This window comes from Brevibacterium sp. LS14 (genome assembly GCF_012027885.1).
Lineage (GTDB): Bacteria > Actinomycetota > Actinomycetes > Actinomycetales > Brevibacteriaceae > Brevibacterium > Brevibacterium casei.
In genome coordinates this window covers 1-16,621 of the sequence record NZ_SJXG01000032.1, presented here as the reverse complement: position 1 = coordinate 16,621, position 16,621 = coordinate 1, and the positions used below count along the sequence as shown (strand labels likewise).

The window sequence follows — 16,621 nt, the reverse complement described above, 5'->3', positions numbered from 1 at the left end:
GGTCACAAGGGTAGTCGAGCGAGTAGAGTTCGTTCCAAGCAACGAGACTTGAGGAGGCGCAGATGAGCACCGTCGACGCCGCTGGATCCGAGACTGCGGAACCGTTCGGCGAGAGTGATTTCGTCGTCGTCGCGAACCGACTCCCCGTCGATCGCGACGCATCCGATCCCGATCGTGAATGGCGTACCTCACCTGGGGGTTTGGTCACCGCGGTCGCCCCGGTCATGAAGGCGCAGGAGGGGGCGTGGATCGGCTGGACGGGTGTCGCCGACGTCGACTTCGACCCCTTCACCATCGATGGGATGCATCTCATCCCGGTGACCCTGACAAATGAGGATGTCCTCAGGTACTACGAAGGGTTCTCCAACGCCACCCTGTGGCCGCTCTACCACGACGTCATCGCCCCGCCCGAGTACCACCGGACGTGGTGGGACGCGTATGTGCGGGTGAATGAGCGCTTCGCGCAGAAGGTCGCCGAGGTGGCCGCCGAGTCCGCGACCGTGTGGGTCCACGACTACCAGCTCCAGCTCGTCCCGCAGCTCGTCCGCCGGATGCGCCCGGATCTGCGGATCGGCTTCTTCAACCACATCCCCTTCCCGCCGTTCGAACTCTTCGCGCAGCTGCCGTGGCGCGACGAGATCCTCCGCGGCCTCCTCGGCGCCGACCTCATCGGCTTCCAGCGCCCCGCGGACGCCGCGAACTTCCGTCGGGCCGTGCGCGGTCGGCTCGGCTTCACGACGAAGGGCTCGACGGTCACCGTCCCCGCCGACGGCGACCTTCCCGGCCACCTCGTGCGCGCCGAGGCGTTCCCCATCTCCATCGACACCCCCTACCTCGAAGAGCTCGCCGCCGACCCGAAGATCATCGAACGGGCCGCGCAGATCCGCGAGGAGGTCGGCAATCCCAAGGTGATCATGCTCGGCGTCGACCGGATGGACTACACGAAGGGCATCCGGCACCGGCTCAAGGCTTTCGGCGAGCTGCTCGCCGAAGGCAGACTCGACGTCGAGGACATCGTCCTCATCCAGATCGCCACCCCGTCCAGGGAGCGGCTCGAGCAGTACAAGCTCATCCGCCACGACGTCGAGCTCGCGGTGGGACGGATCAACGGCGAGCAGGCGGACATCGGCTCGATCGCCGTCCACTACCTCCACCACTCCTATCCGCGCGATGAGATGACGGCGTTCTTCATCGCCGCCGACGTCATGCTCGTCACCGCCCTGCGCGACGGGATGAACCTCGTCGCCAAGGAGTACGTCGCCTGCCGCCTCCACGACGACGGTGCGCTCGTCCTCTCGGAGTTCGCCGGCGCCGCCGAGCAGCTGGCCGGGGCGGTGCTCGTCAACCCGCACGACATCGGCAACCTCAAGGCCGGCATCCTCGAGGCCGTGAACATGGACCCGAAGACGCGCAGCCGGCGGATGCGGCAGATGCGGAAGAAGGTGAGGACCGACACCGTGAGCGCGTGGTCGAAGAAGTTCCTCGCCGAGCTCGATGCGATCCGCGACACCCCCGAGGCCGTCGTCCCCGACCGTCCCGCCCCGCAGGGTCGTCCCGCTGCCCAGCCGGCCGCCCCCGAACAGGCACCGTCGACTCCAGCCCAGGAGACGACTCCAGCGCCCGAATCGGCTCCGGTGCCCGAGCGCTCGCCGGTCGCCCCGGTGCCGTCTGCGACACCCGCGGCCGCACCCTCGTCCTCCACGCCTGCGTCGACCGACGGCGCGCAGTCCACACCCGACACCCGTTCAGCGACCTAGGAGCCGCCGTGACCTCGGACTCGACCTCGATGCCGCCTGCCGTTTCCGATTCCCTCACTCCTCCGCTCAGCGACCCCGCTGACGTGGATCTGCGCCCCCTCGCCGAGGCGGACGACCTCCTCGTCGCCCTCGACTTCGACGGCGTGCTCGCCCCCTTGCAGGACGACCCCTCCCTCAGTCGGGTCCTGCCCGCCTCGGCGGAGGCGATCGCGAGGATCGCGTCCCTGCCGAACACGCAGCTCGCGCTCGTCTCCGGCCGGGACGTTGCGACCCTGCGCGAGCTCGCCGATCCTCCGGCCTCGGCGATGATCGTCGGCTCCCACGGGGCGGAGATCGACCTCGGCCCGGGGCAGGACGCCTCGGGGACGGAGTCCGCGGCGACCGCCTCGGGGACGGAGTCCGCGGCGACCGCCTCGGCGCCGGACCCGACCGAGGCGAACGCCGTGACGAACGACGAGGAGGAGCTGCTCGCGGCGATCGATGACCACCTCGCCGAGCTGACGACGCTCAGCGACCGCGAGGGCTTCGACCTGCGGATCGAGCGCAAACCCTACTCCCGCACCGTGCACACGCGCGGAATGGCACCCGGACTCGCCGCGTCCCTGCGCGAGCACGTCGTCTCGGTCCAGGCCGAGCACGGCGGCATCCGCGTCATCGAGGGACACGACATCACCGAACTCGCCGTGAGCCAGGCGACGAAGGGCACCGGCATCCGGGCGCTGGTCGCCGAGGTGCACCCGACAGCGGCCCTCTACCTCGGCGACGACATCACCGACGAGGACGCCTTCGCCGAACTCGCGGAGATGCGGCCCGAGGTCACCGGGGTCGGCATCAAGGTCGGATCGGCACCGACGCAGGCCGAGCTGCGCATCGCCGACCCCGACGCCGTCGCGACGCTCCTCACCCGCCTCGCCGACGAGCGCGCGGAGTTCACTGCCTCCTGACGCGGACGCCGCCTGGGTAGGATTCGCTGGTCACTCCGCCGAGGCCTGCAGGATTTGCTGGTCACTCCGCCGAGGCTGCGAGTATTTGCTGGTCGATCCGCCGAGGTCGATCAGCCCGATCCGGCCCGCCAGCCTCGGCGCAGTGACCAGCAAATCGCAGGCGCACGGGCGACGACATCGGGCACGAACGACGACATCATGTGCGGGCAACTCTGCAGGGCATCGAGGTCCAGGCCCCGCGTCCTACCTTCGCTGCGGGGGCACGGCGCTGGCGCGGAGGACGAGGTCGGGAGTGACCGAGTAGTCGACCCGTCTCGCTCGCGTCGGGGCGGCGATCATCGCCTCCACCTCGTCGAGGGCCGAGGCCGCGATCGTCTCCCAGTCGTAGCTGACCTGCGACAGCGGCGGGGCGATGACGTCGGCATCGGGCATGTCGCCGACCGTGAGCAGCGAGAGGTCCCGGGGGACGTCGAGACGGGCGCGCGCGGCGGCCTCGAGGATGCCGAAGGAGAGCGAGGGGGCGCACGCGATGACCGCGGTGCACCCGAGGTCGAGGAGCTCCTCGGCAGCCGCGACCCCTGCCATCGGTCCGCCCGCGGCCTCGACGACGGGCGCCTGATCGCGGGTCGCGGGAATGTGGAGGACGCTTGCCATCGACCGGCGGAACCCGGCGATCCGGGCGGCCGCGGCCGTGTCTCTGAGCACGGCGAGACCGATGCGCCGGTGCCCCAGGTGGACGAGATGCTGGACGGCGGTGGCGATGCCGTCGGAGGCGTCGAGGACGATGCGGGAGATCCCGTCGTCGTGGCGGGCGTTCGAGACGCGGATGAGCGGCAGCCCGCGCTCGGAGAGTCTGGCCGCGAGCGCCCCGGCCGCTCCCCCGCCGAGGACGATCGCTCCGGCGATCCGCGGACCCGAGGATTCGCCTCCGTGCTCGGCGACCGGGCCGAGCAGGGAATCGGCGATCGCCTCGGTGCGCTCGAGTTCGGCTTCGACGTGGACGACGGCGATGCCCTGGGCGAACATCCGGTTGGTGAGGATCTCGAAGAGGTTCGTGTACGGGTCGACGTTGCCGGCGGGGGCGGACGGGCGGACGAGGGCGATGAGGGGGATGCCGGACGGGTTCACCGCCGGGGTCTCGATGCCGAGGACGGAGAGCGCCTGGCGCACCTTCTCCGCCGAGGCGGCCGAGACCGCTCCCGGGTCCCGCAGCGCACGGGAGACCGTGGCCGTCGAGACCCCGGCGAGGTCGGCGATCTCGGCCAGGCGCACCTGCTTCGAGGAGGCGCCCATCACTGCCTCGCCGCCGCGGTCGAGCCCCTCGCGAAGAGGCGCGGGCGGAAGACCGGCGGGACGGTGGCAGGACCCCCGGGGGTGATCCGCAGGGTGCTCAGCGTGGCCTCGATGAGCGCCTGGGAGAGACCGTTGACGTCGATGCCGAGCACGGTCGCCGGCGGCCCGGTGAAGCGCATCGTCGGCGAGTCGCCGAAGCCGACGAGCGACATGTCCCGCGGCACCTGGAGGCGGCGGTTCCGCAGTCCGTGCAGCGCCCCGTGGAGCTGGAGCGCGGACTGGACGATGACGGCCGTGCACGTCGCGTCCTTGAGTTCGAGGATCGCCCGGGAGCCGCCCGAGAAGGACTTCGGGACCGGGGCGATCCAGTCCTCAAGCGGCAGTCCGTAGGACCGTGCGGGATGCTCGGCGAGGAAGCGCTGGATCAGCTGGGTCGCGAGCTCCCCGGTGTCGTTGCAGATGAGACCGATGCGACGGTGTCCGATCGCGCGCAGATGCTCGAACGCCGTCGTCATCCCCCCGCCGAGGTCGAGGCGGGCGGCGATGATGTCGCCGGTCCCGCCCTCGGCCAGGCTCGCCGACTGCTCGTCGACGCGGATGCACGGGATGGAGGTGTGCAGGGAGGTCAGAGTCGGGGTGACGAGCGCGACGGCACCCGCGGCGATCGCGATGTCGAGCGGCGCGGAGTCGGTCTCGACGGGCGGGCGGGTGATGAGCAGCCCCTGGTCCTGGAGGGCGGTGGCCACGCGGGTGCACACCTGCGTCTGCCAGTACTCGGGATTGCCGGGGGCTCCGACGGCGACGAGGCGGCGCGGAGACTCGGGCAGCAGGGTCGAGCGGGTGTAGCCGAGTTCGTCCATCGCGGTGAGCACGGCGGCCCGCGTCGTCTCGGCGACGGCTCCGCGGCGTCCGATCACCCGGGACACGGTCGCCAGGGACACACCTGCGCGTGCGGCGACCTCCTCGAGCGTGACCCTCATGGTCCCGAGTCTACTGATCGGCTCTGCTGGTCGGCTCTGTCGATCGGCTCCGCTGGTCGGCTCTGCTGGTCGGCCTCACTGGTCGGCCACCGTCGACGGATCCCGTCGACCGCCTCGGCGAGGTTCGACTCAGCCCGCGTTCAGGCCCGTGCACATGCGCTGTCACAGTGCTGAGAATCACTCTACGCTGTGTCGAAGTCCCTATCTCCGGGCGGCGGCGACCGCATAGGATGAAGGGGACTGAGCATCCCTGCAGGTCACCGACGACCTGCTGCTCACGGCCGACGGAGAAGGAGCTGACATGTCAACAGTGTCGTTGAATGGCCTCAGCCACGCGTACGAGAACACGGTGTCCCCTTCGGTCCATCCGTTCAATCTCTTCATCGACGACGGCGAGTTCCTCGTCCTCTACGGCCCCTCAGGATCGGGCAAGTCGACGATCCTGCGCATGCTCCACGGACTTGAGGCTCCGAGGTCGGGGACGATCCTCATCGACGGCGTCGACGTCACCCACGCCGCCGTCAACGACCGCGACGTCACGCTCGCGCTCGAGTCCTACGCCCTCTACCCGCACATGAGCGTGCGCGACAACCTCGGCTTCGCGCTGCGCATCGACGGTCTGCCCGCCGAGGAGATCGCCTCCCGAGTCGAGTCCGTGGCCGAGAAGATCGGACTGAGCTCGATCCTCGACTCCGTGCCCGGGGACCTCTCTCCCCTGCAGCGACAGACGATCGCGCTGGCCCGGGCGATCGTGCGCGAGCCCAAGGTCCTCATCATGGACGAACCCGTCGTCAACCTCGTGCCCGAGCACCAGGCCGACACCGTCCGCCTCATCAAGGACCTCCAGCAGGACTTCGGGCTCACCACCCTCTATGCGACGTCGAACCTCGAGGATGCGAAGATCCTCGCCGACCGCATCGCCTTCCTCGACCACGGCCGGCTCATCGGAGTCGAGGAGCCGGAGGTCGCCGAGGCGCTCGTCGCCTCGATCGCCGACACGGACAGCTGACCAGTGCCCGGCTCCGCAGGGGCCGAGACCACGACCTCGGGCCCCACGATCCACACCGTCGACCCCGCCGACCGGGCGATGTTGGCGCAGCTGCCGTGGGATCTTCCGCTCGCCGACTGGCCGACAGACCTCATGGGCGGACTCCCCCGCGGCATCTCCCGCCACATCGTGCGGTTCATCGAGAACGGCGACGAACTGCTCGCGATCAAGGAGACCGAGGACCGGCAGGCGCTGCGGGAGTTCGACATCCTCGGCGTGCTCGAGAACCTCGATGTCCCCTCCGTCGAACCCCGGGCCTACATCACGGGACGGCGCACCGCCGACGGGCAGGAGCTGCCGGGAGCGCTCGTGACCACGCACCTCGACTTCTCCCTGCCCTACCGAGCGCTCTTCTCGCGGGCACTGGCCGAGGACACGGCCGGCCGCCTCGTCGACGCCCTCGCCGTCCTGCTCGCCCGCCTCCACCTCGTCGGCTTCTACTGGGGGGACGTGTCCCTGTCGAACACGCTCTTCCGCCGTGACGCCGACGCCTATGCCGCCTACGTCGTCGATGCGGAGACCGGGGAGCTCCACGACTCCCTGTCGGACGGGCAGCGGGAGATGGACCTGCGGATCGCACGGACGAACATCGCCGGGGACTTCCTCGACCTCCAGGCCGCCGGCCTCGTCGAACCCGACGTCGACCCGCTCGCCGCCGGGGACCGCCTCTTCGAGGCCTACAACGGGCTGTGGGCCGAGCTCACCCGGGTCGAGGAGTTCTCCGTCAACGAACGCTGGCGCATCGACGAGCGCATCCGCCGGCTCAACGATCTCGGCTTCGACCTCGGCGAACTCACGGTCACGACCGACCTCGACGGGGTCAGCCTCCTCGTCGAGCCGAAGGTCGTCGAACCCAACCACCATTCGAGGCGCCTGCTGCGCCTGACGGGAATCGGGGCGAACGAGAACCAGGCCCGCGCGATGCTCAACGACCTCGACTCCTACCGGACGGCGCCCGGGTTCACCGGCGGCGCGCACGGCTCCGGTGAGATGCCGGTCGAGCTGAGCGAGGAGGAGGCAGCGAGGATCTGGCTCGACGAGGTCTACAAGCCGCTCATCGGCGGGATCCCCGAAAGCCTGATGAACAAGCTCGAACCCGGGCAGATCTTCTACGAGTTCGTCGAGCACCGCCGGGTCATGGCCCAGGCCAGGCAGCGCGACATCCCCCTGCGCGAGGCGATCGCCTACTTCATCATGGACGACCTCGCGAAGCTGCCCGACGAATCCCGGTACGTCCAGCCCCCGCCGAGGTGACGGCCGGGTCGCAGCGGTCCCGCCGGGTCGCGATGGACTGGCGTCCGCCCCTCGCCGAGGAGACGGCCGGGTCGGCGCGGGTGACAGCCGGGTCGCAGCGTCCACGACGTGGACATCGGTGGCCGGGGCCGCCTCGGCGGGCATAGCTTGGGCTCAACGCCCCACTTCCGGTGCTCGGATCTGCAACGATGCAGCGCGCACCCCGTTCTGCCCGGCCGCGTAAGCCGGGAGGAAGGACCTCCGATGACGCAGGACCCGACTGAGCCCACTCCGACGGCTGCCCCTGCGCCGCCCCCACCTCCCGCATCCGCTGCGACGACCGCGCCATCGGCCCCCTCTGCGCAGGCGGTGCCGACGAACGAGGGCAGCCTCTCGATCCCCTCCCTCTTCGATCTCACGGGGCGCACGGCCGTCGTCGTCGGTGCCGGGTCGGGGCTCGGGCAGGCCTCGGCGATCGGGCTCGCCGATGCCGGTGCCCACGTCATCGCAGCCGACCTCAATGCCGCCGGCGCTGAGGAGACCGTGCGCATCATCACCGAGCGCGCGCGGGGCGGAACGGGGTCGCATGCGGAACCGGAAGCGGGGGCCGAGTCGCGCTCGGGACAGGGGCCGGACTCGGACGTCGTCTCGAGCCCGGTCCCGGCGACGGCCGCGGTCGTCGACATCACCGACACGGACTCCGTCACCGCCCTCGTCAGCGCGTTCCCCGACGCGGAGATCCTCGTCGTCACGCCCGGGGCCAACGTCCGCAAGCGCCTGACCACGACGACCGACGACGAGTTCGACCGTGTCATCGACATCAACCTCAAGGGCACGTACCGGCTGATGCGCGGCTTCGGCGCCGAGATGGCCGAGCGCGGACGCGGATCGATCGTCACCTTCGCCTCGTTCCGGGCGATCACCGTCGAACCCGGACAGGGCATCTACGCCGCGGCCAAGGCCGGGGTCGTCCAACTGACGAAGACGCTCGCGAGCGAACTCGGCCCCGACGGGGTGCGCGTCAACGCGATCCTCCCCGGGCCCTTCGACACCCCGCTCACCCAGCAGATCAAGGCCGACGAGCAGTGGTGGGACGCGTACGCGGACAAGACCGCGCTCGGCCGTTGGGGCCGACTCCACGAGATCGCCGGACCGGTGCTCTTCCTCGCCTCCGACGCCTCGTCGTACGTGACGGGGACGTCGCAGCTCGTCGACGGCGGGTGGATGGCCCACGACGGACGGTTCACTCCGCGGGTCTGAGGCGGTACCGGGACCTCCGTGACGGAGGTCTCCCGGGCACATGTGACAATGGCTCAATGAGTTCTCCGCAGAGCACGCCTGCACCACCGTCGGGGCAGCGCCCAGGAATCGTCCGTCAGCTCGGACGCCGCAAGTCGATCACCAGCATGATCAAGGACACCGAGGACGCGAATTCGCAGGAGCTGCGGCGCACATTCGGAGTCTTCCAGCTCACCATGATCAGCGTCGGTGCGACCCTGGGAACGGGAATCCTCGTCATCCTCGGCGAGGCGGTGCCGATCGCCGGTCCCGGTGTGTGGATCGCGTTCATCCTCGCCGGCATCACGGCTCTGCTCTCGGCGGTGAGCTATGCGGAGATGGCGGGCATGGTGCCGGTGTCCGGGTCGAGCTACTCGTACACGTATGCGACCCTCGGTGAGGGTGTGGCCTGGGTCTGCGGCTGGTGCCTTGTCCTCGAGTACGCGGTCTCGGTCGCCGCTGTCGCCGTCGGTGCCGCGGACTACGTCAACGAGACGCTGCGGATCTTCGGCGTCGAACTGCCGCCGGCGCTCGCATCGGGTCCCGAGCAGCCGGGCGGGGTCATCAACCTCTCGGCTCTCATCGTCGTCGCTCTCGCGACGATCCTCCTCATGCGCGGGGCGAAGGAGTCCGGCGTCGTCAACACGATCATCGTCTTCGTCAAGATCGGCATCCTCGTCTTCTTCTCGATCGTCGCGTTCACCGCGTTCAAGGCCGGCAACTTCGAACCGCTCCTGCCGATGGGTGCCGCCGGAGTCACCGCGGCCGCCTCGATCGTCTTCTTCTCCTACATCGGCTTCGATGCCGCCTCGACCGCCGGCGAGGAGGCGAAGAACCCCAAGCGCGATCTGCCGCGGGCGATCATCCTCTCAATGGTCATCGTCACCTCGATGTACGTCCTCGTCGCCGTCACTGCGATCGGCGCTCGGGAGTGGGAGTGGTTCGGCCTCGAGACGACGACAGCCCCGCTCGTGCAGATCGTCCACGAGATCACGCAGTCGAACTTCGCGGTCTTCCTCTTCGCAGCGTCCTCGGTGCTCGCGATCTTCTCCGTCGTCATCACCGTCCTCTACGGCCAGTCGCGCATCCTGCTGACGATGTCGCGTGACGGCATGGTCCCGCGCTTCTTCGGCATCGTCTCCCCGCGCACGGGAACGCCGCTCATCGGCACGCTCGTGACCGGCACGCTCGTGGCGATCACTGCGGCCCTCATCCCCCTCGGCGAGCTCGCGAACGCGACGAGCATCGGCACGCTCTTCGCGTTCTGCCTCGTCAACGTCGCCGTCATCTACCTGCGGGTGACGAAGCCGGAACTCGAACGCTCCTTCAAGGCCCCTCTCGGGTACACGATCCCCGTCCTCGGGGCGCTCGCATGCGCATTCCTCATGCTCAACCTCGGCGGGGTCACCTGGGCGGTCTTCGGGATCTGGATGTTCGTCGGGTTCCTCATCTACTTCGGCTACAGCCGCCGCCACTCACGCGTGGGCACGATGAGTGACGCCGCCTACCGGGAGAGCCTCGACGCCTGAGCGCGCGGGCTCCACTCCTCAGAGCCACCATCCCAGCAACCCTCCGGGCGCTGGGCAACCCCGAGCCGGGTTGCACAGCGTCCGGAAGACATCTGGAAGCACAGCCCCTCGACGGCGGGGTTGCTGTGAGCGAGGGCTCAGCGCCCGGACGGTGGCTGAGACCGCTCAGTCGCGGCGGGCGCGGGCGACCTCGTAGAGGCTGACGGCGGCGGCGATGCCGGCGTTGAGCGACTCGGTGGTCGCGGCGATCGGGATCGAGACGATCTGGTCGCACTTGTCGGCGATGAGGCGGGAGAGCCCTTTGCCCTCGGAGCCGACGACGATGCACAGCGGATCCCGGCTGAACGTGAGCTCGGGCAGGTCGACCTCGCCGTCCATGTCGAGTCCGACGACGAAGACGCCCTGCTTCTTGAGCTCGTCGATCGCGCGGGCGAGGTTGACGACCTGGGCGACCTTGATCCGCGAGGCGGCACCGGCCGAGGTCTTCCATGCGGCAGCCGTCATCGAGGCGGCACGGCGTTCGGGGATGATGACCCCGTGACCGCCGAAGGCCGCGACGGAGCGGACGATCGCGCCGAGGTTGCGCGGATCGGTCACCCCGTCGAGGGCGACGATGAGCGGGGTCTCGGCCCGTTCGGCGGCGAACTCGAGGAGGTCGCGGGGGTCGGCGTACTCGTACGGCGGGATCTGCAGAGCGATGCCCTGGTGGATCGCATCATCGGTGAGCCGGTCGAGATCGGCGCGACTGGCCTCGAGCATCGAGATGCCCCGCCCGGCAGCGAGCGAGATCGCCTCCTTGACCCGGTCGTCGGAGTCGATGCGGCTGGCGACGTAGAGCGCGGTTGCCGGCACGTCCTCGCGCAGGGCCTCGAGCACGGAGTTGCGCCCGGCGACCATGTTCGGCCCGAGCTCCTTCTTCTTCCGCTTCGCCTGCGCCGAGGCGTTCGCAGCCCGCTTGGCCTGCGCGGCCTTGTGCGCCTTGTGGTAGACCCGGTCCTCGGCCTTGGGGGTCGGGCCCTTGCCCTGGAGTCCGCGTCGGTTCTTGCCGCCGGATCCCTTCGGCGGCCCCTTCTTCTTCGACCCGCCGGAGCGTGGGTTCGATGCCATGTCAGTCCTCTTGGTTCGTCGGTGCCGTCCTGCCCGTCCCGGTCCGACCGGGACGAGCGTGATCAGCTGTTCTTGAGATGGTAGCGGTAGCCGTCGGCGGTGTCCTCGATCGCGATGCCCGCAGCGGAGAGTTCGTCGCGGATCGCATCGGCGGTCGCGAAGTCCTTCTCGGCCTTCGCCTCGATCCTCTTCTGCGCGAGTTCGGCCACGAGGGAATCGAGGGCGGCCGCGGCCGGGGCGTTCGCGTTCGCACCGCCCCACACCTCGGCGCTGGGGTTGACGCCGAGGATGTCGAGCATGAGCTCCACCTCGGCGACGATCCGGGCCAGACCCGGCTTGTCCGCACCGGAGTCGAGGAGCTTTGCCCCTTCTGTGACCCGGGCGAAGACGACGGAGAGCGCACGGGGCACGCCGAGGTCGTCGTCGAGGGCGAGCGCGAAATCCTCAGGCACGTCGACGCTCCGGTCGGCGTAGGCGGCCTCGACGTTCGGCAGCGCGGGAGCCTCGTCGCCGAGGGCCTGCCGGGCCCGGTCGAGGAAGTTCGAGAGCCGCTCGAGCGAGGCGGTCTGGCGCTCCATCGCCTCGGGTGAGTACTCGAGGACGGAGCGGTAGCTTGCGCTCGTGAGGAAGTACCGGACGGCGATGGGGCTGAACTGGGCGAAGAGGTCGGAGGCGAAGATCGAGTTGCCTAGTGACTTCGACATCTTGTCGCCGCCCACATTGAGCAGCCCGGAGTGCATCCACACGTTCGTGAACGCATCGCCGGCCGCACGGGACTGGGCGAGTTCGTTCTCGTGATGCGGGAAGCGCAGGTCGAGTCCGCCGCCGTGGATGTCGAAGTGGGGGCCCAAGTATTTCGTCGACATCGCCGAGCACTCGATGTGCCAGCCGGGTCGGCCGCGACCCCACGGGGACGGCCACGAGGCCGTCTCGGGTTCGCCGGGCTTGTGGGCCTTCCACAGCGCGAAGTCCCGGGGATCCTTCTTCCCTCGCATGTCCGAGTCCTCGGCCGGCTCCATGTCCTCGAGACGCTGGTTCGTCAGCTCCCCGTAGTCCGGCCATGAGGTCGTCGAGAAGTAGACGTCACCGCTGTCGTCGAGCGCAGGGTATGCGTGGCCGGCGTCGATGAGGCGCGCGATGAGCTCGTGCATCTCCGTGATGTGGCCGGTCGCGCGCGGCTCGTAGCTCGGCGGCATGATGTCGAGTGCATCGTAGGCGGCGGTGAAGGCCCGTTCATAGAGGAAGGCGTGGGCGAACCACGGCCTGCCCTCCTCAACGGACTTCGAGAGGATCTTGTCGTCGATGTCGGTGACGTTGCGGATGAGCGTGACACTGTAGCCGCGGTAGAGCAGCCAGCGGCGGAGCACGTCGAAGACCGACGCCGAACGCAGGTGCCCGATGTGCGGTTCGCCCTGCACGGTCGCCCCACAGACGTAGATCCCCACGTGGCCGTCGATGACGGGCCGCAGTTCGGAGGTCCGGCGGGTGGCGGTGTTGTACAGAGCGATAGTCACCCGCCCAAGTCTACCGGCCATCCCCGCCGAGGTGGTCCTGGTCAGACGCCGGATTCCGCCGAGGTGGTGCCGCCGTCTCCCGCCGTCGTCTCCTGGGTCGTCACCCCCGCGTCCGAGGGACATCGTCCTTGTCTCGACGATGGAGTTCGGATCGGTGCCGAATTGTGACCCACGACACGTGATGTGGGGCACTGTTCTCAAGCAACTCCCAGTAAGCTGGTGGGCAATCATCCGCGTGCATGCGGCACCGATGCCCATGAGGCGGCGTGAAAACGAAAGGTCATCATGTCAACCACCACATCCCAGAGGGAGGTCTTCGCCACCCGCGGCGCGTTCATCTTCGCAGCCATCGGTTCGGCAGTCGGCCTCGGCAACATCTGGCGCTTCCCGTATGTCACGTATGAGAACGGCGGCGGCGCCTTCATCATCCCCTACCTCGTCGCGCTGCTGACGGCGGGCATCCCGCTGCTCTTCTTCGACTACGCGATGGGCCATCGTGCGCGCGGATCCGCTCCGCTCTCCTTCCGCATGGCGACGAAGGTGGCCGAACCGATCGGCTGGTTCCAGACCGGTGTCGCCATCGTCATCGGCATCTACTACGCCGCGATCATCGGCTGGGCGGGCGCCTACATGATCTTCTCGCTCAACCAGGCGTGGGGCGACGATGCGGAGACCTACTTCTTCGGCAGCTTCCTCAAGATGGGCGACCCCGGGGTCTCCATGGAGTTCGTGCCGAGCATCCTCATCCTCGTCATCATCGTCTGGGTGATCACGCTCGGAGTGCTCCTCGGCGGCGTCCAGGCCGGCATCGCCCGCTTCTCGAAGATCTTCATCCCGCTGCTCATCATCCTCTTCCTCATCCTCGTCATCCGCGCGCTGTTCCTGCCCGGTGCGGCCGCGGGTCTCGATGCGCTCTTCACCCCGGACTTCGCGGCCCTGGCCGACCCGAAGGTGTGGATCGCGGCCTACGGTCAGATCTTCTTCTCGCTCTCGATCGCGTTCGGCATCATGATCACCTACGCGTCGTACCTCAAGCGGAAGACGAACCTCACCGGTTCGGGCCTCGTCGTGGCCTTCTCGAACTCCGGTTTCGAGATCCTCGCCGGCATCGGCGTCTTCGCCGCTCTCGGCTTCATGGCCTCGGCGTCGGGAGCAGCGGTCTCCGATGTCGCGACCAGCGGCATCGGCCTGGCGTTCGTCGCCTTCCCGACGCTCATCTCCGAGATGCCGGGAGGCAATCTCTTCGGCTTCGCGTTCTTCGCGTGCCTCGTCTTCGCGGGCCTGACCTCGCTCATCTCGATCGTCCAGGTGCCGATCCAGGCGCTGCGCGAGAAGTTCGGGGTCGGCAACAAGGCCTCGATCCTCCTCGTCGGCGGCGGCATGGCGATCATCTCGATCCTGCTCATGTCGACGGTCACCGCGCTCTACGTGCTCGACACGATGGACGCCTTCGCCAACAACATCGGCATCGTCGGTGCGGCCGTCGTCGGCCTCATCGTCGTCGGCTGGTTTGCGCGCAAGCTGCCCGCGCTCCGGGATCACCTCAACGCGATCTCGAGCTTCAAGGTGGGCTGGTTCTGGATGATCATCCTCGGCGGAGTCACCACCCTGGTGCTCCTCTACATGCTCATCACGCAGATCATCACCTATGCGACCGAAGGCTACGGCGAGTACCCGGCGCTGCTCATCGGCGTCTTCGGCTGGGGCATGATCGGACTGCTCATCGTCGCGGCGATCGTGCTCTCGCTCATCAAGTGGCCGAGGCGCACGATCGAGGAAGCCGATGAGGCGATCGCCGATTCCGTGGCCGAGGAGATCAAGCGTCCCGCCGGACGCCACTCGGCCGACGACACCATCCGAGGAGGGAACTGATGGGCACTTCAGCCATCGTCATGATGATCATCGCCATGGTCACCGTGTGGGGCGGGCTGGCAGCTGCGATCGTGCATCTGCGCAAGCACCCGGACACGGACGTCGACTGACCCTCGCGGTCACACGAGTCAGGCGGGGCGTCTCCTTCGGGAGGCGCCCCGCTTCGCTGTTCCAGGTGCCATCCCCGCCGAGGTGGTGGTGCGTCCGGAACCCCACCCCAACCTCGGCGAGGGCATCCAGGAACCCCGCCCCCGCCTCGGCGAGGGGATCACGGAACCCCACCCTCGCCTCGGCGGGACGATCCGTGACAGATGCCGGACACGCTGGCTGAGGACTCGTCGCCTGGTTAGGGTGGACGTGTCCGAACTCTCTGTCGGCGCAGCGGAGCGACCCAGCTGACCTGCGCCGATCATCCCTAGGAGGCGCAATGCCACAGACCGTCAAGGGCGTCATCGCACGGAGCAAGGGTGCGCCGGTCGAGCTCACCGACATCGTCATCCCCGACCCGGGACCGGGCGAGGTCGTCGTCGACGTCAAGTCCTGCGGTGTCTGCCACACGGACTTCCACTACCGCGAGGGCGGGATCTCCGATGACTTCCCGTTCCTCCTCGGCCACGAGTCGGCCGGCGTCGTCGCCGAGGTGGGCGAGGGCGTGACGAACGTCGAGGTCGGCGATTTCGTCATCCTCAACTGGCGCGCGGTCTGCGGCGAATGTCGGGCATGCAAGCGCGGCGAGCCGTGGTACTGCTTCAACACGCACAACGCCGAACAGAAGATGACGCTCACCGACGGCACCGAGCTCACACCGGCGCTCGGCATCGGGTCGTTCGCGGAGAAGACGCTCGTCGCCGCGGGACAGTGCACGAAGGTCGACGAGTCGGATCCGGCTGTCGTCGGACTCCTCGGCTGCGGGATCATGGCCGGCATCGGCTCGGCCATCAACACCGGTGAGGTCACGCGCGGGAAGTCCGTGGCCGTCATCGGCTGCGGCGGCGTCGGCTGTGCGGCCATCGCCGGGTCGCGCCTGGCCGGGGCCGGGACGATCATCGCCCTCGACATCGACGATGCGAAGCTCGAGTGGGCGAAGGACCTCGGCGCCACCGACACGATCAACACCCGCGGCATGAGCGAGGACGAGGTCGTCGCCGCGATCCAGGAGCGGACGAACGGCTTCGGCGCCGACGTCGTCATCGACGCGGTCGGCCGCCCGGAGACGTGGCGGCAGGCCTTCTACGGCCGCGACCTCGCCGGCACCGTCGTCCTCGTCGGCGTGCCGACTCCGGAAATGGAGCTGAGCGTGCCGCTGCTCGACGTCTTCGGTCGCGGTGGGAAGCTCAAGTCATCGTGGTACGGCGACTGCCTGCCCGAACGCGACTTCCCGATGCTCGTCGACCTCTACGAGCAGGGTCGCCTGCCGCTGGAGAAGTTCGTCACCGAGCGCATCGGCATCGGCGACGTCGAGGAGGCGTTTGAGAAAATGGGCGAAGGCAAGGTCCTGCGATCGGTGGTGGTGCTCTGATGGCTGCGATCGAGCATGTCGTCACGTCAGGAACGTTCTCCCTCGACGGCGGGACGTGGGACGTCGACAACAACGTGTGGATCGTCGGGGACGGCACCGAGGTCATCGTCATCGACCCCGCCCATGATGTCGATGCCATCGCCGAGGCGGTCGGATCGAGAGAGGTCAAGGCCGTTCTCCTTACCCACGGTCACGACGACCACGTCGGCGTCGTCCGCGAGTTCGCGCAGCGGGTGGGCAATCCGCCCGTCTACCTCAATCCCGAGGACTACGTCCTCTGGGACATGACCTACGAGGACTACCGCCCCGAGGGGCAGATCGCCGACGGTGACACGTGGACCGTCGGAGGGGTGACCCTGCGGGCGCTGCACACCCCGGGCCACTCCCCCGGGTCGACGAGCTTCTTCATCGAGACCGGGCTGCCCGTCCCCGCCTCGGCGGGTGCCGGCCATGCCGTCGGTCCCGTGCTCTTCTCCGGGGACACGCTCTTCAACGGCGGCCCCGGTGCGACGGGTCGTTCGCACTCGAGCTTCGAGACGATCATCGA

The 16,621-nt window shown here is 68.8% G+C and carries 14 protein-coding genes; 10 read left to right on the top strand and 4 right to left on the bottom strand.

Annotation, left to right across the window (positions count from 1 at the left end):
- Positions 1-62 precede the first annotated feature (62 nt).
- Together EZE58_RS03875 and EZE58_RS03870 are read left to right on the top strand one after the other, a co-directional pair.
- Positions 63-1,757, top strand: a complete 1,695-nt coding sequence (locus tag EZE58_RS03875) for a trehalose-6-phosphate synthase (protein ID WP_119296919.1) — start codon at positions 63-65, stop codon at positions 1,755-1,757.
- Positions 1,758-1,765: 8 nt separating this feature from the next.
- Positions 1,766-2,701, top strand: coding sequence for a trehalose-phosphatase (locus EZE58_RS03870; RefSeq protein WP_167559848.1), 936 nt, complete (start codon positions 1,766-1,768; stop codon positions 2,699-2,701).
- Between the two features lie 243 nt (positions 2,702-2,944).
- Here the strand turns inward: EZE58_RS03870 and EZE58_RS03865 are convergent, their stop codons facing one another.
- Both EZE58_RS03865 and EZE58_RS03860 read right to left on the bottom strand, forming a co-directional pair.
- Complete coding sequence (locus EZE58_RS03865; RefSeq protein WP_167559846.1) at positions 2,945-3,994, bottom strand: LacI family DNA-binding transcriptional regulator; 1,050 nt, start codon at positions 3,992-3,994, stop codon at positions 2,945-2,947.
- Positions 3,994-4,974 (bottom strand): LacI family DNA-binding transcriptional regulator, encoded by a 981-nt coding sequence (locus EZE58_RS03860; protein ID WP_101623545.1) that lies wholly within the window; start codon positions 4,972-4,974, stop codon positions 3,994-3,996. Before EZE58_RS03860 ends, EZE58_RS03865 begins: the two co-directional genes overlap by 1 nt.
- Positions 4,975-5,275: 301 nt before the next feature.
- Between EZE58_RS03860 and EZE58_RS03855 the strand changes: the two genes are divergently transcribed.
- The 4 genes from EZE58_RS03855 to EZE58_RS03840 all read left to right on the top strand — a co-directional run bounded on the left by EZE58_RS03855 (position 5,276) and on the right by EZE58_RS03840 (position 10,062).
- Positions 5,276-5,983: an ABC transporter ATP-binding protein gene (locus tag EZE58_RS03855; protein WP_223289914.1), complete on the top strand. Its 708-nt coding sequence runs from the start codon at positions 5,276-5,278 to the stop codon at positions 5,981-5,983.
- 3 nt (positions 5,984-5,986) lie between these two features.
- Entirely contained in the window at positions 5,987-7,276 is a 1,290-nt protein-coding gene (locus EZE58_RS03850; protein WP_009376470.1) for a DUF4032 domain-containing protein, read from the top strand.
- A 348-nt stretch (positions 7,277-7,624) separates the two neighbouring features.
- A complete protein-coding gene (locus EZE58_RS03845; RefSeq protein ID WP_167559939.1) occupies positions 7,625-8,515 on the top strand; it encodes an SDR family NAD(P)-dependent oxidoreductase in 891 nt (296 codons plus the stop codon).
- A 56-nt stretch (positions 8,516-8,571) separates the two neighbouring features.
- Entirely contained in the window at positions 8,572-10,062 is a 1,491-nt protein-coding gene (locus EZE58_RS03840) for an amino acid permease (RefSeq protein WP_101623543.1), read from the top strand.
- Positions 10,063-10,227: 165 nt separating this feature from the next.
- On the opposite strand, the gene rlmB is transcribed toward EZE58_RS03840, so the two are convergent.
- Positions 10,228-11,169 carry a 23S rRNA (guanosine(2251)-2'-O)-methyltransferase RlmB gene (rlmB, locus tag EZE58_RS03835; RefSeq protein WP_009376476.1) on the bottom strand — a complete coding sequence of 314 codons (942 nt, stop codon included), beginning with the start codon at positions 11,167-11,169 and terminating at the stop codon, positions 10,228-10,230.
- A gap of 62 nt (positions 11,170-11,231) precedes the next feature.
- Positions 11,232-12,683 (bottom strand): cysteine--tRNA ligase, encoded by a 1,452-nt coding sequence (cysS, locus tag EZE58_RS03830; protein WP_101623542.1) that lies wholly within the window; start codon positions 12,681-12,683, stop codon positions 11,232-11,234.
- Positions 12,684-12,968: 285 nt separating this feature from the next.
- Here cysS and EZE58_RS03825 point away from each other — a divergent pair, with 285 nt between their 5' ends.
- The 4 genes from EZE58_RS03825 to EZE58_RS03810 form a co-directional block, all read left to right on the top strand.
- Positions 12,969-14,555 carry a sodium-dependent transporter gene (locus EZE58_RS03825; protein WP_063248830.1) on the top strand — a complete coding sequence of 529 codons (1,587 nt, stop codon included), beginning with the start codon at positions 12,969-12,971 and terminating at the stop codon, positions 14,553-14,555.
- Complete coding sequence (locus tag EZE58_RS03820; RefSeq protein ID WP_009376483.1) at positions 14,555-14,665, top strand: methionine/alanine import family NSS transporter small subunit; 111 nt, start codon at positions 14,555-14,557, stop codon at positions 14,663-14,665. The genes EZE58_RS03825 and EZE58_RS03820 overlap by 1 nt, the downstream gene beginning before the upstream one ends.
- A 317-nt stretch (positions 14,666-14,982) precedes the next feature.
- Entirely contained in the window at positions 14,983-16,074 is a 1,092-nt protein-coding gene (locus EZE58_RS03815) for an S-(hydroxymethyl)mycothiol dehydrogenase (protein WP_063248829.1), read from the top strand.
- The coding region (locus tag EZE58_RS03810; RefSeq protein WP_167559844.1) for an MBL fold metallo-hydrolase at positions 16,074-16,621 on the top strand (548 nt) is incomplete at its 3' end. The genes EZE58_RS03815 and EZE58_RS03810, both read left to right, overlap by 1 nt.

Bases quoted from the DNA above. Each gene is read 5' to 3' on its own strand.
- EZE58_RS03875 (WP_119296919.1), top strand. From the start codon at position 63: ATGAGCACCGTCGACGCCGCTGGATCCGAGACTGCGGAACCGTTCGGC.
- EZE58_RS03865 (WP_167559846.1), bottom strand. From the start codon at position 3,994: ATGGGCGCCTCCTCGAAGCAGGTGCGCCTGGCCGAGATCGCCGACCTC.
- EZE58_RS03860 (WP_101623545.1), bottom strand. From the start codon at position 4,974: ATGAGGGTCACGCTCGAGGAGGTCGCCGCACGCGCAGGTGTGTCCCTG.
- EZE58_RS03855 (WP_223289914.1), top strand. From the start codon at position 5,276: ATGTCAACAGTGTCGTTGAATGGCCTCAGCCACGCGTACGAGAACACG.
- EZE58_RS03840 (WP_101623543.1), top strand. From the start codon at position 8,572: ATGAGTTCTCCGCAGAGCACGCCTGCACCACCGTCGGGGCAGCGCCCA.
- rlmB (WP_009376476.1), bottom strand. From the start codon at position 11,169: ATGGCATCGAACCCACGCTCCGGCGGGTCGAAGAAGAAGGGGCCGCCG.
- EZE58_RS03825 (WP_063248830.1), top strand. From the start codon at position 12,969: ATGTCAACCACCACATCCCAGAGGGAGGTCTTCGCCACCCGCGGCGCG.
- EZE58_RS03820 (WP_009376483.1), top strand. From the start codon at position 14,555: ATGGGCACTTCAGCCATCGTCATGATGATCATCGCCATGGTCACCGTG.
- EZE58_RS03815 (WP_063248829.1), top strand. From the start codon at position 14,983: ATGCCACAGACCGTCAAGGGCGTCATCGCACGGAGCAAGGGTGCGCCG.